Genomic DNA, 25,225 nt, shown 5'->3' on the forward strand with positions numbered 1-25,225 from the left:
TCAAAGCGTTGTCTCCTCGCGTGCGCGGCGGCGGAACTCATCGAGTTCGCCGGGAGTAGAGCTGGCGGAATCCGCAGAGGTAGCGGGCGGGGCTGGTGGGGTACGTCGCTTCCAGGCGCGGACGACCAAGACGACGGCGACAAGCGCGGCAATGAAAATGACGACTGGCATGATCCAGGCCACGCGATTGAATCCGGTCGTGGTCGGCGCCGAGAGCACGGCGGGGCCGTACTTTGCAACGAAGCCTGCGAGCACCACATCGTCGCTGTCGCCGCGATCCATCGAGAGCTTGAGTTCGCGGCGCATCTCTTCGGAGGTGGAGCAGCCGACGTGATTGCACTCGAGCAACACCTGTCCGCATCCACACTCGCACATCAGGTTGTGTCCGAGGCGGTCAAAGCGCTGGCCGGTGCGATCTCCCGCCGCGCCCATGAGCAGCAGGGCGCTCGCGATGAGCAGCATAAGGGTCCAGCGGTGAAGCGTATTGCGCAGCAAGGTTTTCATTAGTCCGATCCGGCCTCCACCGGAGCACGACTTTCGACTACGCGATCAATAGAGGCACGCGGGCGCTGCGGCAAAGGCTCCTGCTTGCGCTTGGCCTGCATGTTGGGGAACAGGGCGATGATGGTGCCGATCAATATGAAATGCGCTCCCGACCATATCCACCAGACGAGCGGATTGAGGTGCGCCTTGATGATGGGCCGTCCGGTGTCCGGATTCTTGCCGGTGTACACGAGGTAGAGGTCTTCCATCACGGTGGAGCGGTTGGCAACGATGGTCGCCGGCTGTCCGCTCGCTTTGTAGAATCGCTGCTCGGGGAACATGGTCGTGATCTGCTTCCCGTTCTTATAGATGTCGAGGATGGCCCACTCGCTCGAATAATTTGGCTTGTCGTCCTGTGTGTAGGAACGGCAGACGAGCGTGTAGGGTCCGAGGGACATCTTGTCGCCGAAGCCCAATTCCTGCTCGGTGTTCTGGTAGAAGGCGACTCCGGCGAAGCCGATCATGGTGACAATGACGCCGAAGTGCACGATGTATCCGCCGTAGCGTCGCGTGTTGCGGCGCGTGAGCAGATACATGCCATGAAAAACATTGCTGTTGTTGTGGCGCGCAATGACCCGTCCGCCGCGAATGAACTCACTGAAGATGGTCGCGGCGACCAGCACGGAAAGCATGATGGTCATGAGCGCGTAAAAGTAGCTGATATCCACCCAGGGCTTCATGCCACGGGCGGCAAGCACTAAGGCAACGGCGATTGCGATAAGCGCGGGAACAAGGAAGTTCCTGCGAATGCTTTCGGTCGAAGTCTTGCGCCATGCGAGCAAGGGGCCAACGGCGGTGAGCAGCAGCAGGCAGAGCGCAATGGGGATGTTGACCTTATTGAAGAACGGCGGGCCGACGGTGACCTTGTGCCCGGTAACCCACTCGCTCAAGACCGGGAAGAGCGTTCCCCATAGCACGGCGAAGGCGGCGACCAGCAGCAAAACGTTGTTGAACAGGAAGCTGGATTCGCGCGAGACCAGCGACTCGAGCTTGTGCTCGCTCTCCAGATGCGAGCGATTGCGCAAATAGAAGTACGTGCAGGCGGCGAACGTAATCGCGAGGAAGACTACGAAGTAAGGACCAATGTCCGATTCGGCGAAGGCGTGCACGGAGCTGACGACGCCGGAACGCGTGAGGAAGGTGCCGAAGATCGCAAGCAGGAAGGTGGAGAAGATCAGCCACATGTTCCACACCTTCATCATGCCGCGCTTTTCCTGCATCATGACGGAGTGCAGGAACGCGGTGCCGGTGAGCCATGGCAACAGCGATGCATTCTCAACCGGATCCCATCCCCACCAACCGCCCCAGCCCAGCACCTTGTAAGCCCAGTAGGAGCCAAGGAATATGCCGCAGGTGAGGAACAGCCATCCCACCATGGTCCATCGGCGAGTGATATGAATCCACTTTTCGCCGGGATAGCGCATGATGAGCGCGGCAAGGGCGAAGCTGAAAGGTACGGTCATGCCGACGTATCCGAGATAGAGCATGGGAGGATGAATGACCATCTCGGGATACTGCAGCAGAGGATTGAGGCCGTTGCCGTCAGGCGGTATGGTTCCCGCAACGAGCGCAAACGGGTGCGCGGCGAAATTCACCAGCGCGAGGAAGAAGATCTGCACGGCGCTGATGATGACCGAAGCATGCGCGACGAGTCGCGTATCAACCTTGTGCCGCAGGCGCAGGATTAATCCATAGGTCGCCAAAAGCCAGCACCAGAAGAGCAAGGAGCCCTCCTGACCGGACCAGAGCGCGGCAAACTTATAAGGCCCCGGCAGGGCGCGGTTTGAGTGGTGCAGGATGTAGGCTACCGAGAAATCGTTGTGAAACGCACAGTAAACCAGCACCGCTGAAGCCGCGGTCACAGTCAGGAACACCGCGATTCCGGCACGACGGGCGGTTTCGCTGAGCCGGTCATCGTTGCGCAAAAGCGCAAACAATCCGGCGGCGAACGCGTAAACGCTTAATGCCAGCCCGAGCAGTAAAGAGAAGCTTCCAATTTGAGGCATCTTGGTGAGGGACAACAAAATCTGGAGTTATTGTGCACGATAACTAGACGATGTCACAAGTCCGGTACCAAAGCGGCACTGCATGGAACCAAGTGCAATTTCGAAAACGGCGAAACGGTATTACGACGAAAATGCGGCCGGTACTAGGGTCGGGAACTTTATTCTGAGCAGGTCATCATAACGGAATCCAGATAGGAGTCCGGCCAATGAGACCTCCTGAATTACTGAGTTCGCTCATGCGGACTCTTTTTTATTTCTGGCTGCGTTTTTGACTGCCGGCCCGGTCTTATTCATCTCTCGCAACAGAAGTTTTGACCATGCGAATGAACTGATCGGGAGGAAAGGGCTTTTGCTGCACGCTTACGTTCAACCCCTCGTATTCTTCTTCGATTCCAGGCATGCCGCTGAGCACCAGAACCGGAACCGACGGCTGGGTGATACGTAGCTCACGCACGAGGTCCGCGCCAGTGCGTCCGGGCAGGAAGTGATCGGTCACGACAATACCGATCTTGTCCCCCATGGTGCGCAGAAAGGCGAGCGCGCTCTCGACGTTGGTCGCAACGTGAACGACGAAACCAGAATTGCGGAGGATAGCTTCTCTGATCCGCAACTGCATGGGGTCATCATCGACCATTAATACTTGTAGTGAATTCACTATGATTTGTACTTCGCGCGCACCTCGGCCTCCGCGCGGTGCCAATCTGCTTCGTGGGAACCATGCTGGCCGCCGCGAGCGCAGTAGAACTCGTATGCGCGACGGCGAATTTCATCGTACAGCTCAGCCGCTGTGGGCTGTGGAGTGCGCGCCGACGAAGGCTGCGGAGCCGGTGACGGAGCGGTCTTGGCGATCTGCTCGGCGACAGAGTTCTTGGATGCCTTAGAGGCAGCGCTCTTTTTCGCGGCAGTCTTCTTTGCAGCCGGTTTATCTGCAGACTTCTTTTCTTTTGCCATCCTTCTCTCAATCTCCAATAGCACGAGTCAGGTGAATGAAAAAACTCAATCTCATCCCCTGCCTGTTTCTAATATACCGCTTGAAGACGGCGCAAAATCACTCTCTCAGGCAAATTGCGCGATTTGCAATGTTGAGCACAAGGATGCGTGATGATGTTTCGCTTGGTGCATGCAGAGATTCAGTCGCCACGTTTCGTTTGCTAAATGACGCGCATTCGATGTGGAGCACGCAGCGAGGCAGCAGTCCCTTGCTCCTGTATATTGTTCCATTCGGAGGAGCACTATGCGTTTGCGTCTTTTCATCATGCTGCTGATATCAGTTCCACTGATCGCACAACTCAGCCCGACGAAAGCGAACAACTTTGATCAGAAGACAGCGCAGTTCATGTACGAGTGGCTTGCACTGTCTCCGGTGAATGCATCGCAGGCTGGATATCACAAGCATGTCGAAGCGCGGACAGGAAAAACAGTAGAGCTGGATGCTGTGCTGGATGATCTTGGGCCTCAAGGTGTGGCGGCGCAAAAGACGTTTTACCAGCAGTGGCAGCAACGGTTCCGAGCCGTCGATCGCAAGGCTCTCGACAAAGAGCAGGCAGCGGACTGGCAACTGATCGACGATCAGATTGGTTATGCGCTGCTCGAACTGGACCGCATCCAGAGCTATCGGCATGACCCGACGATCTTTGTTGAGTTGATCGGCAATGCACTATTCCTACCTATGACGCAGAGCTATGCACCACAGGAAGTGCGCATGGGGCATGTGCTCTCGCGCATAGAACAGATTCCACGGGCGCTGGAACAAGCGAAGCAGGCGCTCACGGATGGCGACCCGATCAAGACATCGACGGCAATCGATGAAAACAAGGGCAACATCGATCTGATCGAATCGACGGTGAAGAACGCGATTCCTGCAGGCTCTCCGCTCGAGGCCCGCTACAACGCTGCGGCTCCGAAGGCAGTTGCCGCCCTGAAGTCGTTCTCGACATGGCTGCACGATGTGTATGAGCCACGAAAAAGTACGGTGACGTGGCGGCTGGGTGCTCCGCTGTATGCAGAAAAGTTCCGGCTGGTGATGGAGACTCCGGTAACGCCAGAGCAGATGCTAGCGGCCACCGAACAAGAGATGCGCGACGTGAGGGCCGACATGCTGCGATTGGCCGAACCGATGCACAAGGAGATGTATCCCACGCACGGAGCGCACACAGACCTGCGAGGCGAAGAACGGGAAAACCTGCTAATCCAGGAAGTGCTGACGCGAATTTCTGACGATCATGTGAAGCCCGCAGATTTGCAGAGCCACATTGAAGGCGATCTGAACAGCATCATCGCCTTCATCCGGCAGAAGAAGATCGTCGATCTTGGACCGCGAAATAACTTGAAAGTGATTCCGACGCCGCCTTTCATGCGCGGAACATACTCGGTAGCAGGTTTCCATGCACCTCCGCCGCTGGAACCTGCAGCCGAAGCGCAGTATTGGGTGACGCCGATTGATCCCAGCACGCCGGCGGAGAAAGCTGAGTCAAAGCTGCGCGAGTACAACAACTACACGCTGCTGTGGCTCACGATTCATGAAGCTCTCCCCGGTCACTATGTACAGTTTGAGCATGCAAATGACGTGCAGCCCGAATCGCGACGTCTGCTGCGGGCCACGCTGGGCAATGGCGCCTATGTCGAAGGCTGGGCCGAGTACATCGCGCAAGTCATGATGGACGAAGGATTCATGAATAACGATCCGAAGTTCCACATGGTTATGCGCAAGATTCGTCTCAGGGTTCTGGCCAACACAATTCTCGACATTCGCATGCACACCTTGGGAATGACGGACGAGCAGGCGATGGACCTGATGACCAAACGGGCGTTCCAGACGCAGGCTGAAGCCGAAGGCAAACTGCTACGAGCAAAGCTGACCTCGGTGCAACTGGTGACCTACTACGTTGGACTGCACGACTGGCTGGCGCTGAGAAAAGACTACATGGCTCAACAGGGTGCGGCTTTCAGCAATGTGGAATTTCACGATCGCGCGCTGAACGAGGGACCGCTGCCGATTATGCTGCTTCGCGGAATCCTGCTCAAGAAATAGAGGCCGATAGCTAGAAGGGCACAGCTTTGGGTTCGCGGCAGGCGAGTGCGGCGGCGCGGAATGCTTGTTCCAGCCGGGAGGCGGAGGCAGGGTCACCATCGAGTTGCAGCAGGAAGGTTTCTTCCCGTTTCTGGCTGGCAATAGCGCAATCGGTGGTCATGCCTTCCTTGCCTCGGCGGCTGCAAGTAGAAGTGGAGAACACGCACTTTTCCCGCCCGGCGCACGGAAGCTCAAGCCAGCTCTTCTTGGGTCCGATGCCGTATGGCTCAAGAGCTCCGAGCGAGAGACTCACGGTTTGAACGCGCACGGTGTCGTCGCCAAAGGTGCTGGCGACGCGCACGGAAAACTGAGCACGGCAACCGGAGAACCTGTCTACCCTGGTGCTCCAATGAATAGTTTCATTACCGAGGACGCGATCGCCATGGGCGACAAGCTCAGCTTGGATCTGCGCTTGTAGTTCGTCCACCGATGCGCGCGTGGTCGCATCCTGCGCGAACGCAAACGACGGGAGAAGGCATAGCAGGGCAAGCAGCAGGGGAAAACGCGTCATGGTTGGAGTCCTTGAGGTCAACCATGACGTTAGCGGAGCCGAACAGGCACATAAAGATTACGTTGGTTACCAGACAAGCCCTGAGCACAGAGAGTCTAGGCCGGGATGGCGGCGTCGAAAGAGGCCGACGGCAGGTGCCCGGGGGCGGGTAGAACATGGCGGATCAACCGCTCGCCCAACTCACCATAGGAGAACTTGGGAATGTTCGGCTTTATCCTGGTCATCTCATGAACAAGCTCGCAACCTGCGCTGCCGCGCATCGGGAGGCCCAGGATGACGGCGTCAAACGGGCAGGCGGCGAAGGCCTCAAGAGCAACGCGGCTGTCGAGCGCCGTAAGCACGCGGCAGTTCTGCGCCTCGAGTTCAGCGCGCATGATATCGAGCGTATCCCGATCGCGATCGACACAAAGAATCAGGGGCTTGTATAGCTCTTTCCAGCTCAACACTGTTCGACCTTCTTACAACTTCAACAAACAGCAGAGCAGTTTCCGTTCCACAAACGAATTTTCCGGCAGGTGCTTGCAAGTGATTGCAAGCTGCGCAGTTGAGATCAAGCACAGAGCAGAGACACGGCTTGGACGCGCAGCAGAGCAGGGCAAAATGTACAAGGGCGAGAGTTCCTTACACGGTGGAGATGATCCCGGCAGAGGGCACATCGCGCCGAAGCTGTTATGATAGAGGAACCGCGAACAATATGGGCCGGGCTGCATTGTGCGGCTTGAGAATGACCGAATTTACGGTGGGGCGCACTCAATGGAAAAGCAACAAGATCGATATGTGGTCTCGATCCAGTCGGAACCGTGCCGCAAGAAGATGCGGTTTCACTGGATGATTTGCTGGAAGGATAATCCGGACGAACTTATCTCCTGGGGCCACGCGCCCACACAGGAGCTGGCGGAGGCAGAAGCTCGCAATGAGGTTCGAGACCTGATCGCCGGAATCACCGAGGGCGGCCGCGTTCCCAGCAGCAGCTACACGGCAATCCACCACTGCTAGTTCCCTTCTTGATCCTCCACACCCGGCGGCTTTAGACCGCCGGATGGGATCGAACTACTCCAACACCTGCACTTCCAGCCCTGAGGCGTGTCCGGGCTCGTGATAAATGCGCTCGGTTGCAGGATGGAAGTCCTTGGGCTTCGCTTTCGGAATTTCAACAAACGTTTGCGGATTCAGATCTATCAGCGGAAACCAGGTGCTCTGCACCTGAACCATGATGCGATGGCCGCGACGGAACGTGTGGTTGACGTCGGGCATGGTAAAGTCGATCTCTTCGACCTTGCCCGGGGTGAACGCTTCCGGCCTCTCGAAGCTGTGGCGGAACTTGCCGCGGAAGGGCTCGCCTCGAATTAACTGCTGCCATCCGGCGAGGTCGTTTTCGGGCACGCCTACGTCCTTCTGCCCGCGGCGATCCTGCTCTTCGAGGTCGTGCGCTGGATAAACATCGATCAGCTTGACGATGAAATCCGAGTCGGTGCCCGAGGTGGAGACAAACAGCTTGGGCGCGACCGGGCCAGCGATGGTCACATCGCGCTCCAGCACATCGCTCTGGTAAACCTCGACGTCAGAACGAGTGGCGGCAAAGCGTTGATCGCTCACCATGTATTCGGAAGGAACCGCGAATGTCTGGTATCCCACGTAGGGTACGGGCTTGGCTGGGTCGCTCACGTATTCATCAAAGGGCTTGCCCGCCGAAGGCGCATCAAAGGCCAGCTTGTTCCCCGCCTGCAGGTAAAGCATGCGCTTTGTGGCCTTGCGCGGAGGCCAGGCGTCATATTTGCGCCAGACGTTGGTTCCGGTTTCGAATACGTACGCTTTGGGTAGCTCTTCGGCGGTCTTGTCCTTCAGGTACTTTTCGAAGAATGGCAGCAGGATGTGAGCTCGGAAAAACTCTCCGGTGTTCTGCGCGAAATCTGCGTTACCTAGTTTGTGGCCATCGAGTCGTGACCACCCGCCGTGCACCCATGGTCCCTCGACGAGCAGGTTGACCGTGTTGGGATTCAGGGTGCCGATGGCTCGATAAAGCGAGAGCGGGCCTTGGAGGTCTTCGGCGTCGAACCATCCGCCGACGGTAAGCACGGCGCAATGCACGTTCTTCATGCGAGGAGCCAGATCGCGCTCCTTCCAATGGCCGTCGTAGGTCGAGTGCTCGACCTGCTCGTTCCAGAGCGGGTTGGAACCTTTCAGGTACTTGCTTTCCAGTTGTTGCAGGGGACCAGCGTTCAGATAGAAGTCGTAACCGTTGCTGGTGCCGAACTTCATCTCTGGGCCCCGGCGCTCGGTGGTGGGATTCTTCTGCGGGAAGAAGAAGGTATAAAACTCGAAGTTGCCCGCCAGCATGAACGCACCGTTATGGTAGGCGTCATCTCCCTTGTAGAGATTGACCATGGGAGCCTGGGGCGATGCAGCCTTGATTGCGGGGTGGGAATCGATGATGCTGGCCGCGGTATAGAAGCCGGGATAGGAAATGCCCCAGATGCCGACGCGTCCATTGTTGTTGGGCACATTCTTCAGCAGCCACTCGACCGTGTCGTGCATGTCGGTCGTCTCATCGACGTCCTTCGGACCTTTGTTGTCCTTGTGCGGAGATTCCTCGACAAACTGGCCCTCGCTCATGTTGCGGCCACGAACATCCTGCGCGACGAAGATGTATCCGGCGGTCATCAGTTCCGTGGGCGCAACCCGCGGAGGATAGTTGTCCGGGCCATAAGGGACGATGCCGTAAGGAGTGCGCGAGATAAGAAATGGCCACGCCTGCGACTGATCTTTGGGTACATACACGGCGGTGAAGAGATGAACGCCGTCGCGCATCGGAATGCGGTACTCGTACTTGGTGTAATGCTGGCGGAGATCGTAGGACGGCGCTTCTTGCGCGAGGCAGACAGAGCACAGCAGAAGCAGAGCAGAAAACAGCAGGGCAAATCCGGAAAGCTTACGCAATACTCACCTCTGAAGATTTGAGTTTATGGCAATGGAAAGCGGCCACTGCGGGCCGCTCTCGTAAATCGATTCGGCAATTCCCTACTCGACTTCGTGGCGGGCGGTGTAGCCTTCACGATAAAGCAGGATGGGCTTTACGTCCTTGCCGCGCTGATCTTTTACGATCAGGGGCTTGTCGGTTCCCGGCTGCACGAGTTCAACCTTGAGCTTGCGGTAGGTTCCGTCGAGTTTCTGGTTGGTGGGGCGATACGTAATGGTGTACTGGTTGCGCACGGCGGCGGCGATTTCGCGGAAGTCTTCGGGCAACTCGGCCTCAAAACGCGGATTGAACCAGCGCCCGCCTGTCATCTTGGCGAACGTGCTCATCTGGTTGTCAGCCTGGAGGTAGTTGAGCTCGCGAATCGAGGACCCCATGCCGCCACTGCTGTGCGCTTCCATGTAGGTGCGCCATAGGAATCCGGTGCTGATGGTGTAGATTGTCACGTTGGGCGTGGCTTTGATCTTCTTGAGAATCTTGTCGTAGTTGATACGGCTGAAGGTGTCCACTCCGCTGCTGACGAGAATAATCTCTTTGCGTCCCTCAATGCGCTCGAGCCGGTCCAGCGTGTCGTACAGCGCGTCGAAAAGATTAGTTTCGCTGAAGCCAGGGATGCGAAGAGTGTTCAGCGCACCGTAGATGGCCTGCTTGTCGTTGGTGAAGTCCACCAGGATGCTGGACTTCATGTCGTACTGAATCACAGCAACATAGTCGTTCTTGTCCAATTGGTCGGTGAATGCGTACGAGGCGCGAAGTGCGTCATAGAGAAACTGCCTACGGCTCACCTGAAACGCCGGAGTGGACGCAAACTCGACCAGCAGAACCGCTGTGAATCCGCCTTTGGTGAGTCCAAAGGTCTGGATGGGCTGAGCGACGTTATCTTCAAGAACTCGGAAATGCTGCTTCTGCAGCCCGGGAATGAACTGGCCGTCCTTGGTCAGCACGAGCGCGTCCACCGTGACGAGGGGAACATCGACGTTAATGGAATAGCTCGGCATACCTTCAGTGGGCTTTGGCGCGGGCGGCGGAGTGGGCTTGGCCGGCTGACGGTCGGGATTGACCTTGGGAATGGCGTAGGGGCCAGTGTCGCTCTGCGGGCCTCCAGCTTCGGGCGGCGCCTGCTGCTTGTTCGGATTCTGCGCCTGACCGCTGGAACTCGAGTCCTGGGTCGATGCTGTACTTTGCGCAGCCAAGGTTCCAGGGGACAGGGTGAGGCAGGCAGCAACCAACGCCAACCCGAGCAAGGAACTAAGTTGCACAACCCCGGAAGTAAGGCGATTTCGTACGGGCATGATATGTGGTTCCCCGGAAGACTCCAGCAGAGTCTTTGGTATTATAGATGCAACTTTTTCTGCATATCACGAACTCAGTCGCGCGCTGCTTCGGGGTTCGCAAGTCGAAGTAAGCAAGAACTGGCAAGCAGGAAGGTCATCAAACGTGATCTCCTGAGGAGTATCAAGCCATGTGCAGTGCGGGCCCACCCTCGTCACCTTCCAAACATCTTCTGCGGGTTGTCTCGCGGGTAGTATTAGCTGCGACCCTTTCCGCGGTTCCTTTTGCTGTGCAAGCACAGCAGACCGCATCTCGAACGCAGACAGCAGAGCGACTGAGCGTGCCGACCATGCCACTTTCCGAGATCAAGATCGGAATGACGGGCGAGGCGTACACGGTATTTCAAGGCACGAAGCCCGAGAAGATGGGCGTGACGGTGCTCGGAATCCTGCGCAACATGGCCGGGCCGAAGGGCGACGTAATACTCGTGCGACTCACGGGTGCAAAGGCTGAATACACCGGAGTTGTGGCGGGAATGAGCGGAAGTCCGGTGTACATCGATGGCAAGCTGGTGGGCGCTTTGGCATATCGCATCGGAGAGTTCAGCAAAGAACCGATCGGCGGTGTGACTCCAATCCAGTCCATGCTCGAGATCAATGAGTTCGACCGATCTTCCTCCATAGCCGATGCCATCTCTGAACAGACCAGCGCAGGCGCGAGTGCGAAACAGTCAGGCGGCCCCGGAGAGCAGGCAGCACTTCCGCTGGCGTCGATGGCGCAATACCTCAAGCCGATTGAGACTCCACTGGTGTTCAACGGCTTCAGCGAAGAGACCATCCGGCGCTTTGCTCCGCAGTTTGCCTCTGCTGGAGTCGTTCCGGTGATGGGAGCAGGATCAAGCAGCGATGCACCGCAGCCGGAGGCGATTGAGCCTGGCTCATCTGTGGGAGCTGTGCTGGTGCGTGGTGATATGGATATTGCAGCCACATGCACCGTTACCTATATCGACGCAAATCATCTGCTCGCCTGCGGCCACCCGTTCCTCAACTTCGGCCAGGTGCAGATGCCGATGACGAAATCGACCGTGCTTGCTACTCTGCCGTCAACTTCCAACGCATTCAAGATTGCGACGACTACTGAAACGATCGGTTCCTTTGTGCAGGACCGCCATACGGGCATCCTGGGACGCTTTGGCAAGGCTCCCGAGATGATCCCGGTCACGATCAACTTCCATGGCATCCCGCATCCTCGCAGCTATCACATGGAAGTCATGAACAATGCGCGCCTGACTCCAGTGGTGATGATGAGCAGCGTGTACAACGCCATTCAGGGAATCAACGAGTATGGTGAGGACACCACGTTCCGCGTCGCAGGGGCAATCAGCGTAGCCGGGTTCCCGAAGCTGCAGATCAACAACATGTATGCGCCCGCGGACGGGCAGAACCCGACGGCCTCAGCCATAGCGATGTCGCTGGGCGATCGCTTCAGCCGCATCTTCGAGAATCCGTATGCGCGTCCGGACATCACGGGCGTAGTCTTCGATATTGATCTTGTCCCTGAGCGTCGTGTCGCACGACTCGAGACGGCACGTACCGACGTCACCGAAGCAAGACCGGGCGATGAAATCATGGTGGAGACCGTGCTTCGTCCCTATCGCGGCGAACGCATGGTGCGGCAGATTCCGGTGCGCATTCCGACATCGACACCACGCGGTGTGTTGCGCATCCTGGTGTCGGATGGAGACACGCTCGACAAAGGACGCCGACCGGTTGCGGGGTTCGCGCGCAACTACGATCTTGCATCGACCATTGCACTGTTGAATAAAGAGCACTCGAACTCGAGCCTTTATGTCTCGCTGCTCGAAGCAAGTCCGCAGGCACAGGTTGGCGATAAGGTGATGCCTACGTTGCCGGTTTCCGTGATGAACGTGATGGAAGGCATGCGCGGTACGCAGGACATGGTGCTCGTAGGAGAATCGAGCGTGAGCGAATCTTCGGCTCCCATGGGTTACGTGATCAGCGGGGCGCAGGTGATCACCGTAAACGTCCGGTAAAGCGAACAAACCCATGCTTGAACCGAAACTGCTTTGTCGGTTTCGGGAGAACCCACCCTCCAGCGAAGGCATCCTAAGTCAAGCGCTGCGATGCCATGTCGCATGCGCCTGGAGGACTGATGAAAGCACGCTGGATCATAGTTCCACTCCTTTGCTTCACATTGCTGCCTCTCTCAGCAATGGCACAGTACGTGGGCCCGTCGAGCTACCCGCAGGAAGCACCACGCGACCGCGATCATGACCGCGATCGAGACCATGACTGGGAACACGATAAGCGCTTCGAAGGACGTCGCCCAGGATACCGGCAAGGCTTCCGCGATGGATTCAACGACGGTCGCGATGATGCCGCTGCGCATCGGCGCTGGCACTACGGCCCAGGGTACAAGCATCCGGATCGCGGATATCGCGACGATTTTGGTAACCGAGGCGAATACAAGCGCGACTATAGGTCAGGTTACGAACAGGGATATCAGGAAGGTTTTGGCAGGCGCCGCTAGGCTGGATGAGCCCGCGTCGCAGCGCGGGCTCGCATTGCGTCAGTTGTTCAACTTCATTCTGTCCGGTATGTCTCTTGCCGGATTTTGAGCAGCCGCCGGGAATAGTTGCTTCAGAGTCTGATCGATTCGGGTAGTGCAATCCAGCACGATGGCCTTGTGCTCGCAATCACGTTCACCGTAGTGCGCCAACACGATCACTTCCAGCGAATTGCGAATGGCGTGATTCAGTTCGGCAACTCGACGCAGCTCGTCGGCGAGGATTCTGCGCCGTTCGAGCAATCCAAGCAGGAAGAGTAATAACGCAAACCCTGCAAAGAGCCCTACGATCGCGGCTTGTAGTGCCGCATGCAAATTGGGCGCGATGTTTACATCGAGCAGCCAACGCGATACCAGGAACTCAAATATCCCAAAGAGAAACGCGGTCGCGATAACCGCTCCCCACAGCCGAAGACGACGCTCCAAGACGTGCACGACGAACCCTGAAAGAGTTGCGCGCATTTGTGGCCTCTCTGTTCCGGGAACCCCTGAAGCAGGCGAGCTCCCACGGAAGAAGGGCTAGAGAACGAGGCCGTCCGCCTCAACAACTTGGCGGATGGCAGTGTCCGGAACCGACTATCACCAGGCGTGAAGTTATACCGATGTAGCACTTTTGTGTCGGTGACTGTAATCACCTCCGGGAGTGATTGAGAAACTCCGGTTCAGCAGAATCGACGTTTAGAAGGGGATGTGCGTTGGCATCGGAAGGGTGCACCAGCGAGCGCGTGAAAAACCGCATGCTTATGCCAGACAGGCAAAGGGATGTGAGGAGCTGGGACCTGAGGTGCGCTCAATTCGTAGATATTCCTTTCTGGGGCCATCGCTTTTCCACGTGACGCGCCTCTGCTACTCTTTCCAACACCCTCGATCGATGAATAGTTCGCGAATGAAATCTCTCAATACGCTGCCTGGTTCACTGCTCCTGCTGTTCTGCCTCACGGCTCACGCCCAAACAACGCGCACATGGGAGCAATCGTCTTTCGATGAGTTCGAGAAGGGCACATCGCATGGAGTGGCGATCCGCAGCGATGGCGTGCTGGAACTCGCACCAGCATTTAGGGCAATCACCACGACTCCTTCCACTTATATCTGGTCAGTGGCCAGCGATATGGACGGCAATCTGCTGGCTGCGACCGGAGCGCCTGCACGCGTCTATCGCATTAGCCCACAAGGGCAGCTGACGACCTTATTGCAACCTGCCGAACTGGAAGTGCAGGCAATCGCTGTGGCTCGCGATGGCACGATCTATGCCGCCACGTCGCCGGATGGCAAGATCTATCGCATACAACGCACCTCCTCTGCACGACCAACCGCACCAGGCAAGTCGCAGAAGAACTCGGCTGCCCAGGCTGCGGCGGCGAAGAATCCGACGGCACCGAACTCTCCGGCAGCAGAGGCACCGAAGCTGGCGCTCGATCCTGATTACACGGCCAGCGTATTTTTTGAGCCGCACACAAAGTACATTTGGGCGCTGGCTCTGGATGCGCAGAACCGGCTATATATCGCGACCGGCGATCGAGGCGAGATCTATCGCGTCGATCCGAATGGGAACGGTTCACTGTTCTTCAAAAGCGATGAGGCACACATCCGTTCCATCGTGTTCGATAAGTCAGGAAACCTGATTGCCGGATCAGACGGGTCCGGACTCGTATATCGCATCTCGCCTGCGGCGGAAGCTTTTGTGCTCTACAGCGCGCCAAAGAAAGAGATCACGGCGCTAACTCTCGACGCGCAGGGAAACATCTATGCCGCTGCCGCCGGAGACAAGCGCACGAAGAGCAGCACTCCGGCTTCAGCTTCGCAGCCGCAAACGAATCAGGCACCGACGATCACGGCCATTGCGCAGCTCCCGGCGCCGGGAGTTGGGAGCACGGGCTCGGAGGTGTATCGGATTGCGCCCGATGGCTCGCCACGTCGCATATGGCACTCGAACGACGACCTTGTGTATGCCCTCGCGTTTGATTCGGCCGGACGCCTGCTGGCGGGAACCGGGAACAAAGGAAAGATCTATGCGCTCTCCATTGGGGAGTCGCAGTTCACCGACCTGCTGCGCGCGAGCGCGAACCAGATTATCGGATTTGCCGCGGCTCCCAATGGCGGATTGTGGGCGGCGACAAGCAACTTGGGAAAGCTGTTCCTGCTGGAAGAGTCCGCGGAACATGAAGGCACATATGACAGCGATGTTTTCGATGGAAAGATCTTCTCGCGCTGGGGGCGCGCCGAACTTCGCGCCAGCGGCAACATAGAACTTTTTGCGCGTAGCGGAAACGTCGATAATCCCGACAGAAACTGGAGCCCGTGGCAGAAGATCGACCTGACACGAAACGCCACGCTGCAAACCCCTGCTGCGCGGTTCGTGCAATGGCGCGTTGTGCTGCATTCGGGGCGTCCGTGGCCGCTGGTGGAATCGGTGACACTCAACTATCTGCCGAAGAACGTCGCGCCCGAGGTGGACGACGTCACTGTTTTCGTGGGCCACAGGTTTCAGCAGAATCCGCGAATGGTGAACGACATTGACAGTTCAGAACCGGACACAGCGCCGAATTCGCAGTCGAGCACCGCAGCAGGTACGCAGCCACAGCGCGACCGCGAGTCGATTGCGGTGCGGTGGAGCGCCCAGGACAATAATGACGATCAGCTCAGCTATTCGGTTTACTACCGCGGGGAGAATGAGAGCCGCTGGCAGTTACTGAAATCGGGACTGGCCGATAAATTCTATTCATTCGAAAGCGGGCTGCTGCCGGATGGCCGCTATACGCTTCGCATCGTCGCCAGCGATGCGCCTTCGCACTCGCCCGAAGAGTTCCTGACAGGAGCGCGGGAAAGCTCTACGTTCGATGTCGATAACACTCCGCCGGTGATTGGCGGACTTGCAGCACGCATTGATGAGACGGGGCTGCACGTCACTTTCCGCGCCAGCGACAACTACTCGATCATCCGACGTGCCGAATTTTCGGTGGACGCCGGGGAGTGGCAGTTTGTTGCGCCGGTGGGCGGCATCTCCGACTCGGTGACCGAGAATTACGATTTCACGATTCCAATTCCCCGCAACACGAGCATAGCGGCACAGGAGAGCGTCGAATCAGGATCGCCATCGGCTGCTCCCTCTGCAGCGGAACAGTCGGCAGCGCGCCGCACGGCAGCGACAGAGGAGCACGTTGTGGTGGTGCGTGCTTACGACCGCGCAGACAACGTAGGCACGGCGAAGGTTGTAGTGCGAGCAGGTGGACGCCGATGATGCATGTCCTGCGGCTTGCCTCCTGGCTCGCCTGCGGTATCTACGCCACGATTCCTGCGTACTGGATGGCGGTGCATCCTTTCGCTGGTCGCTGGCGCAGGGCACGACGCAAGCTCGCCGTACTTGGGCCGCTATGGATGGCGATGTGGTGCGTGGCGTGGGCACTGTCGTATCCGTGGCGCGATGCGATGCTCTACGAAAGTGCAAGAGGTTGGTGGGCGGCGCCGCCGTTGTGGGCAGTCTCCATATTCATGTATGTCAATGCAACCCGCGATCTATCGCTGCTGCGCGTGATCGGACGGCATGAGCTGGAACCAGAGAAACACGCGAATGAGCTGATCACGTTTGGAGTCCACCGCATCGTGCGTCATCCCATGTACCTGGGACATGTTTGCACGATGCTGGGATTTGCGGTGGGCGCCGGGACGGTCGCATGCTGGGCACTGTTCGTCTTTGCACTGGTGTCCGGGGCGATCATGGTCAGCTTCGAAGAACGCGAACTGCATGCTCGCTTCGGTGCGGTATGGGAGAACTATCGCAGGAGGACTCCGGCTATCATTCCTCTGCCGCGAAGCTGACGAGCGCAGGCAAATCACTTATTGATGCGGGGAATATCAGCTCCCAGACTCTCGCGCTCACGATTAGCCGAGCGCTGATCGCAGGCAAGACGAATCTTCTGATAGTAGCTGGCCAGCTCCTCGAGTTCCGCATCGCTTAGCTTCTCAATGTTGATCATTTCGTTGTGGGCGAGATTGTGCGAGCGGATGATCTCATCCAGTTTCAGGTGAAGGGCACGCGCATCCCGGTTCTGAGTATTCTGAATCAGGAACACCATGAGGAACGTGATAATTGTGGTCGAAGTGTTGATTGCGAGCTGCCAGCCATCAGAATAGTGGAAATATGGGCCCGTGACCGCCCACAAGATGACACCCACGACCGCAACGATGAACACTGAACTCGATCCCATGACGGCCGAGGCATCGGCAGCAAAGCGCGAAAAGCTGTACTTAGGACTGGAGGAGTCGGGCATCGGCGGCTTCTGATCACTGACCTCTTGATCGCTAAACTTTGGCATTCAGTGAGAGAAGGTACAGTAGTCGCGGAAAGTTGCCTAGCCGGGTGCGTTGCAGTCAAGCTCGTGTCCAGCTTCTATAATGAATCATGCGTTTTGAGATATTCATCGCCGCCCGTTACCTTCGCGCTAAGCGCCGTCAGGCGGTGATTGGAGTCATAACCGCCATTTCGGTTCTCGGCGTCGCCGCCGGAGTCGCATCGCTCATTATCGCCCTGGCCATCAACAACGGTTTCCGCGAAGACATGCAGCAGCGCCTGCTCGGCTCCACTTCGCACGTTAACCTGATGCGCGTTGAGAACGACGGCATCCACGACTACGCGGCTCTGCAACAGCGGCTCGAAAAGGTTCCACATGTGCAGGCAGCCGCTCCGGCGGTGTATGAGCAGGTGCTGATCTCGCGGGGAGCACAGGCGAATGGAGCCGTCCTGAAAGGCATCGTTCCCGCCGACGAGAGACGGGTCACCGCGCTACTGAACACCGTGCGCGAAGGCAGCGCCCAGCCACTGACGGATTCGCAGGAGCGGAGTCTGAAATCGGCAGCGCAGCCCGTGGCGAATGACGCCGATCCTTCTTCCCTGCAGGGTGCCGCCGACCGCGTCGCAGCCATGCCACCCATCGTGCTTGGCAAGGACCTGGCGCAGAATCTGGGAGCGACAGTCGGCTCGGTTGTGCTTGTAACGAGTCCCCAAGGTGAGCTGACGCCTTTTGGGATGGTGCCGCGCTACATGCGCTTCAAGGTGGCCGGGGTATTCCAGTCCGGGTTCTATGATTACGACTCGACCTGGGCGCTTTGTTCGCTGACCGACTCACAGCAGCTATTCAGTCTTGGGGATATCGCCAGCGTGCTGGAATTCAAGGTGGACGATATCTACAAAGCTGGCGCCATCGGCCGCGATATCGAAGCCGCCGCCGGAAAGGGCTTCCAGACGACGAATTGGATGGACCAGAACCGCGCATTGTTCCGCGCACTGCGGCTGGAGCGGGTGGTTACGTTCATCACCATCGGGTTGATCGTCTTCGTGGCGGCGCTTAACATCCTGATCTCGCTGATCATGATGGTGATGGAAAAAACCCGCGACATCGCAGTGCTGGTCTCAATGGGCGCACGGCGGGAGCAGGTGCGGCGAATCTTCATCTGGCAGGGACTGCTGATCGGGATTATCGGTACAGCTCTGGGCCTTGTAGTGGGCTGCACGACGGCGGTGCTCGCCGGTCATTATCACTGGATCACACTGTCGGCCGAGGTTTACGCCATCGACTATGTACCTTTTGTGCCACGGGTGACAGACGCGGTGCTGGTGGCAATTGTGTCGTTGGCAATCAGCTTCATAGCAACGGTTTACCCGTCGCAGTCGGCGGCGCGCGTGCTTCCGGCCGAGGCTCTGCGTTACGAGTAGCGGGCCAAATCGCGAAAGTAGGGACTAATACCGATTGTGCGGAGCCCGGCAGAGCAGCAACATCGCGGAAACCCGAGCTCTCCGTCGTGGTCTAATGATCTGGCAGGCAGGACGGTCCAGAAAAGAAGCCGCAAGTTCACCAGTAAAAACAATCGTTTGCGCTGTTTTGAATTTGCACCAGGGAGAACGTAGGGTGCATCCAATACCTAAAGACGAGATCCTCCGAGTCGAGGGTCTTCGCAAGGTCTATCTGTCAGGGACAACAGACCTTGTGCTCTTTGACAACCTGTCTTTCCGGGTTCGTGAAGGCGAAATGCTGGCGATCGTGGGCCAGAGTGGGGCAGGAAAGTCATCATTGCTGCACATTCTGGGCGCGCTCGACAAGGCTAGTTCCGGCGAGGTTTTTTTCAGCGACATCCGGCTGAGTTCGTTGTCCGAGGTCGCCGCCGCCGAATTTCGCAATCGTCAGATCGGGTACGTATGGCAGTTTCATTACCTGCTTCCCGAGTTTACGGCGCTGGAGAATGTGGCGATGCCTTTGTATCTTCGCGGCGAAAACCGGCGAAAGGCCGAGGCGGAGGCCGCCAAATGGTTGGACGAGGTCGGGCTTTCCGATCGCGCTCATCATCGGGCGGGAGAGCTTTCCGGCGGCGAACAACAAAGGGTTTCGCTGGCAAGGGCGCTAGTGACGTCTCCGAGGATGTTGCTGGCAGATGAGCCAACCGGCGATCTCGATAATCGTACGGCGGAGTCGGTATTCGAATTGATATCGAGGCTTCACGCCGATTACCGGCTGACGTCGATCATTGTCACGCACAATCTGGCGTTCGCTCGGCGTTGCGGTCGCATTCTTTCGTTGCAGGGCGGCAATATTACCGAAGTTAAACCCGAGTCGTTATCGTCCTCTTCGGGTTAATTGTCTTACGGGTCAGTTGGTGGCATAGTGGCGTAACACTCACGAACAGCGGAGCAAGGTAACACTGGCCGCAGGTTTTCGCGGCAGCAGAAAGACAGGGTGTAGTATTTTTCCGATCGGCATTTTCGCCGTTCGGTCGGAGTCCGGAAGCGGATTCTGTCACGGTCCCCGGAGGATTGGTTCTCCGTTGGCACCAGGGGTGGGGCAGGGAGAAAGTCTCCCGTCACCGGTAATGGCCGGGGCGGAGGGGCTTGGAGATACAAAATGTTCGAACGGTACACCGAAAAAGCAAGGCGCGTGATTTTCTTCGCACGTTATGAAGCCAGCCAGTTTGGCTCTCCGTATATTGAGACGGAGCACCTGCTGCTGGGTCTGCTGCGCGAAGACAAGGCGCTGACCAACCGCTTCCTACGCCAGCACTCGTCGGTGGACTCGATCCGCAAGCAAATTGAAGCCCACACGACGATACGCGAAAAGGTTTCGACCAGCGTCGATCTGCCGCTCAGCAATGAGTGCAAGCGAGTGCTGGCCTACGCTTCAGAAGAAGCCGAGCGGCTCAGCCATAAGCATATTGGCACTGAGCATCTGCTGCTGGGTCTGCTGCGCGAAGAAAAGTGCTTCGCAGCGGAGATCCTTGCAGAGCGCGGGCTGAAGCTTGCCGCCATTCGCGAGGAATTGCAGCGCACGACGCAGGAAAAGGTGCAGCAACAACCACAACGCGCCGCTAACCGCGAGTCTTCGTTGCTCGCGGAGTTCTCGCGCGACCTGACGCAGGCCGCGATGGAGAACCAACTCGACCCGCTCGTGGGTCGCGATGGCGAAGTGGACCGTACGATTCAGATTCTGTGCCGCCGCACCAAGAACAATCCGGTGCTTATCGGCGAACCCGGCGTGGGTAAGACGGCTATCGTCGAAGGACTGGCGCAACGAATCGCTGACGGTGAGGTTCCGTCGTTCCTCGCCGACAAGCGCGTGCTGGCACTCGATCTTTCGCTGATCGTGGCCGGTACGAAGTATCGCGGCCAGTTCGAAGAGCGGCTCAAGACGATCATGAAGGAGCTGATCGAAAATCAGAACTCCATCATTTTCATCGACGAGTTGCATACGCTGGTGGGCGCGGGTTCGGCGGAAGGCTCGCTGGACGCGGCCAACATCCTGAAGCCGGCTCTGTCGCGTGGCGAGATTCAGTGCATCGGTGCAACGACGCCCGGTGAGTATCGCAAGTCGATTGAGAAAGATCGCTCGCTTGAGCGCCGCTTCCAGGCCGTGAAGGTGCCGCCGCCAAATGAGAACGACTCGATCAAGATCCTGATGGGCATCAAGGATCGCTACGAAAAGTTCCACGCGGTCAGCTACACGGACGAGTCGATCAACTTTGCGGTGTCGCATTCGAACCGGTACATTCCGGATCGCTTCCTGCCAGATAAGGCGATCGATCTTATCGACGAGGCAGGTGCTCGCGTGAAGTTGCGCCAGTCGGCTCTGCCGGAAGAGATTACCGAGGTGCAGAAGCGGATCAAGTTCATCGTTCATCGCATGGAAAACGCCATCGCGAACCATGAATTTGAAAAGGCTCGCTTCTACTCCGACGAGGAACGCAAGGAGCGCGAGAACCTGCGTGCTCTGCGCGAAAAGTTCCACCTGGATGAAAGCTCCACGGGCATCGTGCAACGCGAGGACATCGAAGAAGTAGTGTCGCGCTGGACGGGAGTTCCGGTAGCGGCCATCAAGGAAGAAGAGTCGGCAAAGCTGTTGCGCATTGAAGAGGAACTGCACAAGCGCGTGATCTCGCAGTCGAAGGCGATTTCGGCCCTCGCCCGCGCTATCCGCCGCTCGCGTGCGGGACTCAAGAGCCCGGCGCGTCCGATTGGCTCATTCCTGTTCCTTGGCCCGACCGGCGTCGGCAAAACCGAAGCCGCGAGAACCTTGGCTCAGTTCATGTTCGGCAGCGAGAAGAGCCTGATTCGCTTTGATATGTCGGAGTACATGGAAAAGCATTCGGTCAGCAAGTTGATCGGCTCGCCTCCGGGATATGTGGGTTACGAAGAGGGTGGTCAGCTTACCGAGCGCGTGAAGCGTGCACCGTATTCGGTGGTGCTGCTTGATGAAATCGAGAAGGCGCACCCGGATGTGTTCAACATTCTGTTGCAGGTCTTTGAAGACGGTCAGTTGACGGATGGTCTCGGAAATACCGTGGACTTCAAGAACGTCATCCTGATCATGACCTCCAACATCGGTGCAAGGCACATGATCAAGCGCGAAGGTCTGGGATTCTCGTCCAACAAAGACGAGAACATCAGCGAGAAGGTCGAGGAGATGGTGCGGAGCGAGGTCAAGAAGACCTTCAATCCAGAATTCCTCAATCGTCTGGATGAAGTCGTGATCTTCAACGCCCTGAGCGAGCAGGATCTGAACCAGATCGTCGAGCTCATGGTGACGCAGTTGAATCACAACCTGGCACAGCGCGCGATCACGATCACGGTCACGGAAGACGCCCGCAAGTGGATTCTGGAAAAGACCATTACGGATCGCAGCTACGGCGCTCGTCCTTTGCGTCGCGCCCTCCAGAAGTATGTGGAGGATCCGCTGTCGGAGGCACTGATCCAGGGCAGCATCAAGACACGCCCGGCGTTCGTCGAGGTTTACCTCGAGAACAATCAGCTCTTCTATCGCGAAGTGGGCGAAGAGAAGACGGATGGCGCTCTGCTCTGCAACAACTAACTGCTCGACACAAAAACCAACGCCGTCGGATCGCTCCGGCGGCGTTTTTCTTTGCCCTGAAGTACTCTAGCTGGCGCGCTTGCGAGGGGACCTATCACCCACAGGACGCGAATCGGCGGGAGAGACTTTTTCCGATCCTACGACGGGTTTGTAGGCTTTTGTGTTCAGTCCGTCGCCATCGAAGATGGGAGATTCTACCAGTTGTAACCCAGCATGCTTCACGATCTCGGTCGCGTTCTCTTCGCCGAGTTCTTCGTCCACTCCAGTGGAGTCGTTGAAGAACTGATCGACCAGACCCGGAGTTGGAGCGATGGTGCCAATCGAGAAGGCGGGCTTGTCCATGGTTTCCAGCGCGGCGGTAAAAGCCTTCATGTGCGTGATCTCGCGCGTCATCAAGAACTGCAGCGCTTCCTTCGAACCAGTGTCATCGGTGAAATTGATGAGCCGTTCATACACGATCTTGGCGCGGGCCTCGGCGGCAATGTTGCTTCGCAGGTCCACCGCAAGGTCGCCCGTGATCTTCAGGTAGTCGGCTGTCCACGGATCTCCCATCGAGTTGAAAATTGCGACTCCACCACCCCCGGCGATGGAGACCAGCGGATCGGCTTCAGCAGCCTGACGGCCTGTTTTCATCGGCTGGAGGTGCATGCGAATGAGAGCGCCGACGACTTCCAGATGACTTAGTTCTTCTGTACCAATGTCCATCAGCAGGTCTTTGCGTTCGGCATCTTCGCAATTGAATCCTTGAATTGAATATTGCATGGCAGCGGCAAGTTCGCCGTTTGCACCGCCAAACTGTTCTAAGAGCATGTTGCCGAACTTAGGATCTGGCTCGCCGATTCGGACGGTGTACATCAGCTTTTTGATGTGATGGTACATAAGGCTCCTTGTGGGGGAATTCTCCCCATGAGAGGGCAAGAAGTGAGCAGACGTTGCACGCTCGCAGCGATTCGAACAGTCCAATGATTCAGCAACATACACGCGAGAAAATGTGCAACACAGGCCGGGTATTTTGAAACTTCTCTAATGTGAGGTCATCTATTAGGTATGCAACTGCTCGTGTACTCGGCCCCCTGGTGTTATGACTGCCGCGAAGCCAAGCGCTTCCTCGACAAGAACAACATTTCTTACACGGAAATCAACATTGAGACCACACCCGGCGCTGCCGAAGAGGTCATCCGCAACACGGGCAAGCGCGCGATTCCGCAGTTTGTAATCGATGGCAAGTGGGTGCAACCTTATCGCCCTGGCCGTGGCTTTTTGTACGAAGAGATGAGCGAGCTGCTTGGCGTTTCCGAAGGCAACGCTACCAGCGCGCGTTGATTCCCAAAGGTTTGCAAGACCCGGTTCCCTTTTCCGCCGGTTCCAGACAAGTTCAAGAGAAAAGGACCTCCTGTTCAAGGCCGGGACGCACCCGGCCTTATTTTTTTGCCTGCGGCCCCGCCTATTCCAAGCGCCTGGGATTGCTAAAATAGATAATTCAGCCCGCACGATAGGAGTTCGTCTTGATCCCTCGCTATACCCGCCCCGAGATGGGCAAGATTTGGAGTGACGAAAACAAGTTCCGCACGTGGTTGCAGGTGGAGGTGGCCGCCAGCGAAACTCTCGCTGAAGCAGGCATCGTTCCTGAATCCGCAGCGCGCGCCATCCGCGAAAAGGGTGCCGCGTTCGATGTGGCGCGTATTCACGAGATTGAAGCCGAGGTGAAACACGACGTCATCGCCTTCACTACCGCCGTCTCCGAAAAGGTAGGGCCTGAGTCGCGCTGGCTGCACTATGGCCTCACTTCCAACGACGTCGTCGATACCGCGCAGGCCTTGCTGGTGCAACAGGCGTCGGTCCTGCTGCGCGCCGATATCGAAAAGTTTATCGAGGTGCTGGAACGCCGCGCATTCGAGTTCCAGCACACTCCGCAGATCGGCCGTACGCATGGCGTGCACGCCGAACCCATCACCTTTGGACTGAAGATCGCGAACTGGTACAGCGAGATGAAACGCAATCTCGAGCGCTTCGACTTCGCTACGGAACAGATGCGGGTGGGCAAGTTGAGCGGAGCCGTGGGCAATGGCGCGCATCTCGATCCGAAATACGAAGAGCTGATCTGCCAGCGGCTGGGCCTTGAACCCGCTGCCGTTTCATCGCAGGTAATCCAGCGCGACCGCCACGCCTTCTACGTTGCTACTATGGCTGTGGTCGCCAGCACGCTGGACAAGATTGCCACTGAGATTCGGCATCTGCAAAAGACCGAGGTGCGTGAAGCGGAGGAATACTTCAGCGAGAAGCAGAAGGGTTCGTCAGCCATGCCGCACAAGCGCAATCCCATCACCTGCGAGCAGATCTCAGGATTGTCGCGTGTGATCCGCGGCAACGTGCAGGCCGCGTTCGAGGACGTGGCACTCTGGCACGAACGCGACATTTCCCACTCGTCGGTGGAGCGCGTCATTCTGCCGGATTCCACGATCCTGCTCGACTACCTGTTGGCCAAAACGACCTACATTGTGGACACCATGCTTGTGTATCCGGAACGCATGTTGCGCAACCTGAACTCGACGGGCGGACTGGTCTTCAGCGGACAGCTGCTGCTTGACCTGGTCGAGGCGGGCGTGCTGCGCGAAGATGCTTACCGCATCGTTCAGCGTAATGCTATGAAGGCGTGGCGCGAGGAGAAGAACTTCCGCGAACTCGTCTCATCGGATCCCGATATCACCTCGAGGGTGCCGAAAGAAACGCTGGATTACGCGTTCGACCTTACGCGGCAACTTCGAAATGTGGACAAGATCTTTGAACGCGTATTTCACAAGCAGGAAACAGCAGCAGCACAGGGCAGCGCAAAATCCAAGACAATAAGCTAACCAGATCAGAGTAATTCGCTGAAATGGAAGGCGCGCACGGAACGCGCCTTTCGCATTTTTCACT

22 protein-coding genes are annotated in these 25,225 nt (G+C 57.6%); 11 read left to right on the forward strand and 11 right to left on the reverse strand.

Going from position 1 to position 25,225, the window contains the following annotated elements; translation table 11 throughout:
• The 4 genes from AC6IY8_RS10820 to AC6IY8_RS10835 all read right to left on the reverse strand — a co-directional run bounded on the left by AC6IY8_RS10820 (window position 1) and on the right by AC6IY8_RS10835 (window position 3,500).
• The gene (locus AC6IY8_RS10820) at window positions 1–504 is read right to left on the reverse strand and encodes a cytochrome c-type biogenesis protein CcmH (RefSeq protein WP_497774467.1); all 504 of its coding nucleotides are present in this window, start codon (window positions 502–504) and stop codon (window positions 1–3) included.
• The gene (locus AC6IY8_RS10825; protein ID WP_497774469.1) at window positions 504–2,564 is read right to left on the reverse strand and encodes a heme lyase CcmF/NrfE family subunit; all 2,061 of its coding nucleotides are present in this window, start codon (window positions 2,562–2,564) and stop codon (window positions 504–506) included. Before AC6IY8_RS10825 ends, AC6IY8_RS10820 begins: the two co-directional genes overlap by 1 nt.
• A 271-nt stretch (window positions 2,565–2,835) precedes the next feature.
• Window positions 2,836–3,204, reverse strand: coding sequence for a response regulator (locus AC6IY8_RS10830; RefSeq protein ID WP_497774471.1), 369 nt, complete (start codon window positions 3,202–3,204; stop codon window positions 2,836–2,838).
• The gene (locus tag AC6IY8_RS10835) at window positions 3,204–3,500 is read right to left on the reverse strand and encodes a DUF2934 domain-containing protein (RefSeq protein WP_497774472.1); all 297 of its coding nucleotides are present in this window, start codon (window positions 3,498–3,500) and stop codon (window positions 3,204–3,206) included. The genes AC6IY8_RS10830 and AC6IY8_RS10835 overlap by 1 nt, the downstream gene beginning before the upstream one ends.
• A 283-nt stretch (window positions 3,501–3,783) precedes the next feature.
• Between AC6IY8_RS10835 and AC6IY8_RS10840 the strand changes: the two genes are divergently transcribed.
• A complete protein-coding gene (locus tag AC6IY8_RS10840) occupies window positions 3,784–5,580 on the forward strand; it encodes a DUF885 domain-containing protein (protein WP_497774473.1) in 1,797 nt (598 codons plus the stop codon).
• Between the two features lie 10 nt (window positions 5,581–5,590).
• Here the strand turns inward: AC6IY8_RS10840 and AC6IY8_RS10845 are convergent, their stop codons facing one another.
• Together AC6IY8_RS10845 and AC6IY8_RS10850 are read right to left on the reverse strand one after the other, a co-directional pair.
• Window positions 5,591–6,130, reverse strand: coding sequence for a hypothetical protein (locus AC6IY8_RS10845; protein WP_497774474.1), 540 nt, complete (start codon window positions 6,128–6,130; stop codon window positions 5,591–5,593).
• Between the two features lie 95 nt (window positions 6,131–6,225).
• Entirely contained in the window at window positions 6,226–6,576 is a 351-nt protein-coding gene (locus AC6IY8_RS10850) for a response regulator (RefSeq protein WP_497774475.1), read from the reverse strand.
• 307 nt (window positions 6,577–6,883) lie between these two features.
• Here AC6IY8_RS10850 and AC6IY8_RS10855 point away from each other — a divergent pair, with 307 nt between their 5' ends.
• Entirely contained in the window at window positions 6,884–7,126 is a 243-nt protein-coding gene (locus tag AC6IY8_RS10855; protein WP_497774476.1) for a hypothetical protein, read from the forward strand.
• Window positions 7,127–7,180: 54 nt separating this feature from the next.
• On the opposite strand, the gene AC6IY8_RS10860 is transcribed toward AC6IY8_RS10855, so the two are convergent.
• Together AC6IY8_RS10860 and AC6IY8_RS10865 are read right to left on the reverse strand one after the other, a co-directional pair.
• The gene (locus tag AC6IY8_RS10860; protein WP_497774477.1) at window positions 7,181–9,067 is read right to left on the reverse strand and encodes a CocE/NonD family hydrolase; all 1,887 of its coding nucleotides are present in this window, start codon (window positions 9,065–9,067) and stop codon (window positions 7,181–7,183) included.
• An 81-nt stretch (window positions 9,068–9,148) separates the two neighbouring features.
• Window positions 9,149–10,396, reverse strand: coding sequence for a VWA domain-containing protein (locus AC6IY8_RS10865; protein ID WP_497774478.1), 1,248 nt, complete (start codon window positions 10,394–10,396; stop codon window positions 9,149–9,151).
• A 170-nt stretch (window positions 10,397–10,566) separates the two neighbouring features.
• Between AC6IY8_RS10865 and AC6IY8_RS10870 the strand changes: the two genes are divergently transcribed.
• Together AC6IY8_RS10870 and AC6IY8_RS10875 are read left to right on the forward strand one after the other, a co-directional pair.
• Window positions 10,567–12,429, forward strand: a complete 1,863-nt coding sequence (locus tag AC6IY8_RS10870) for a SpoIVB peptidase S55 domain-containing protein (protein WP_497774479.1) — start codon at window positions 10,567–10,569, stop codon at window positions 12,427–12,429.
• 119 nt (window positions 12,430–12,548) lie between these two features.
• Complete coding sequence (locus tag AC6IY8_RS10875; protein WP_497774480.1) at window positions 12,549–12,926, forward strand: hypothetical protein; 378 nt, start codon at window positions 12,549–12,551, stop codon at window positions 12,924–12,926.
• A 39-nt stretch (window positions 12,927–12,965) separates the two neighbouring features.
• Here AC6IY8_RS10875 and AC6IY8_RS10880 read toward each other — a convergent pair whose 3' ends face one another.
• Window positions 12,966–13,424 carry a hypothetical protein gene (locus AC6IY8_RS10880; protein WP_497774481.1) on the reverse strand — a complete coding sequence of 153 codons (459 nt, stop codon included), beginning with the start codon at window positions 13,422–13,424 and terminating at the stop codon, window positions 12,966–12,968.
• Between the two features lie 424 nt (window positions 13,425–13,848).
• On the opposite strand from AC6IY8_RS10880, the gene AC6IY8_RS10885 reads away from it, so the two are divergent.
• Together AC6IY8_RS10885 and AC6IY8_RS10890 are read left to right on the forward strand one after the other, a co-directional pair.
• On the forward strand, window positions 13,849–16,200 hold the full coding sequence (locus AC6IY8_RS10885) for a hypothetical protein (protein WP_497774483.1): 2,352 nt from the start codon (window positions 13,849–13,851) through the stop codon (window positions 16,198–16,200).
• Complete coding sequence (locus AC6IY8_RS10890) at window positions 16,197–16,778, forward strand: methyltransferase family protein (RefSeq protein WP_497774484.1); 582 nt, start codon at window positions 16,197–16,199, stop codon at window positions 16,776–16,778. Before AC6IY8_RS10885 ends, AC6IY8_RS10890 begins: the two co-directional genes overlap by 4 nt.
• 14 nt (window positions 16,779–16,792) lie before the next feature.
• Here AC6IY8_RS10890 and AC6IY8_RS10895 read toward each other — a convergent pair whose 3' ends face one another.
• Window positions 16,793–17,230: a low affinity iron permease family protein gene (locus tag AC6IY8_RS10895; RefSeq protein WP_497774485.1), complete on the reverse strand. Its 438-nt coding sequence runs from the start codon at window positions 17,228–17,230 to the stop codon at window positions 16,793–16,795.
• 131 nt (window positions 17,231–17,361) lie between these two features.
• Here AC6IY8_RS10895 and AC6IY8_RS10900 point away from each other — a divergent pair, with 131 nt between their 5' ends.
• The 3 genes from AC6IY8_RS10900 (at window position 17,362) to AC6IY8_RS10910 (ending at window position 22,309) form a co-directional block, all read left to right on the forward strand.
• On the forward strand, window positions 17,362–18,672 hold the full coding sequence (locus AC6IY8_RS10900; RefSeq protein ID WP_497774486.1) for an FtsX-like permease family protein: 1,311 nt from the start codon (window positions 17,362–17,364) through the stop codon (window positions 18,670–18,672).
• Between the two features lie 193 nt (window positions 18,673–18,865).
• Window positions 18,866–19,588 carry an ABC transporter ATP-binding protein gene (locus tag AC6IY8_RS10905; RefSeq protein ID WP_497774487.1) on the forward strand — a complete coding sequence of 241 codons (723 nt, stop codon included), beginning with the start codon at window positions 18,866–18,868 and terminating at the stop codon, window positions 19,586–19,588.
• A gap of 264 nt (window positions 19,589–19,852) precedes the next feature.
• On the forward strand, window positions 19,853–22,309 hold the full coding sequence (locus tag AC6IY8_RS10910) for an ATP-dependent Clp protease ATP-binding subunit (RefSeq protein WP_497774488.1): 2,457 nt from the start codon (window positions 19,853–19,855) through the stop codon (window positions 22,307–22,309).
• 66 nt (window positions 22,310–22,375) lie between these two features.
• On the opposite strand, the gene AC6IY8_RS10915 is transcribed toward AC6IY8_RS10910, so the two are convergent.
• Window positions 22,376–23,188, reverse strand: coding sequence for a manganese catalase family protein (locus AC6IY8_RS10915; protein WP_497774489.1), 813 nt, complete (start codon window positions 23,186–23,188; stop codon window positions 22,376–22,378).
• A gap of 168 nt (window positions 23,189–23,356) precedes the next feature.
• On the opposite strand from AC6IY8_RS10915, the gene AC6IY8_RS10920 reads away from it, so the two are divergent.
• Together AC6IY8_RS10920 and purB are read left to right on the forward strand one after the other, a co-directional pair.
• Window positions 23,357–23,632 carry a glutaredoxin family protein gene (locus tag AC6IY8_RS10920; protein WP_497774491.1) on the forward strand — a complete coding sequence of 92 codons (276 nt, stop codon included), beginning with the start codon at window positions 23,357–23,359 and terminating at the stop codon, window positions 23,630–23,632.
• A 182-nt stretch (window positions 23,633–23,814) separates the two neighbouring features.
• Window positions 23,815–25,161 (forward strand): adenylosuccinate lyase, encoded by a 1,347-nt coding sequence (gene purB / locus AC6IY8_RS10925; protein ID WP_497774492.1) that lies wholly within the window; start codon window positions 23,815–23,817, stop codon window positions 25,159–25,161.
• The last annotated feature ends 64 nt before the right edge of the window (window positions 25,162–25,225 follow it).

The sequence above is a fragment of the Koromonas soli genome, from assembly GCF_059726265.1.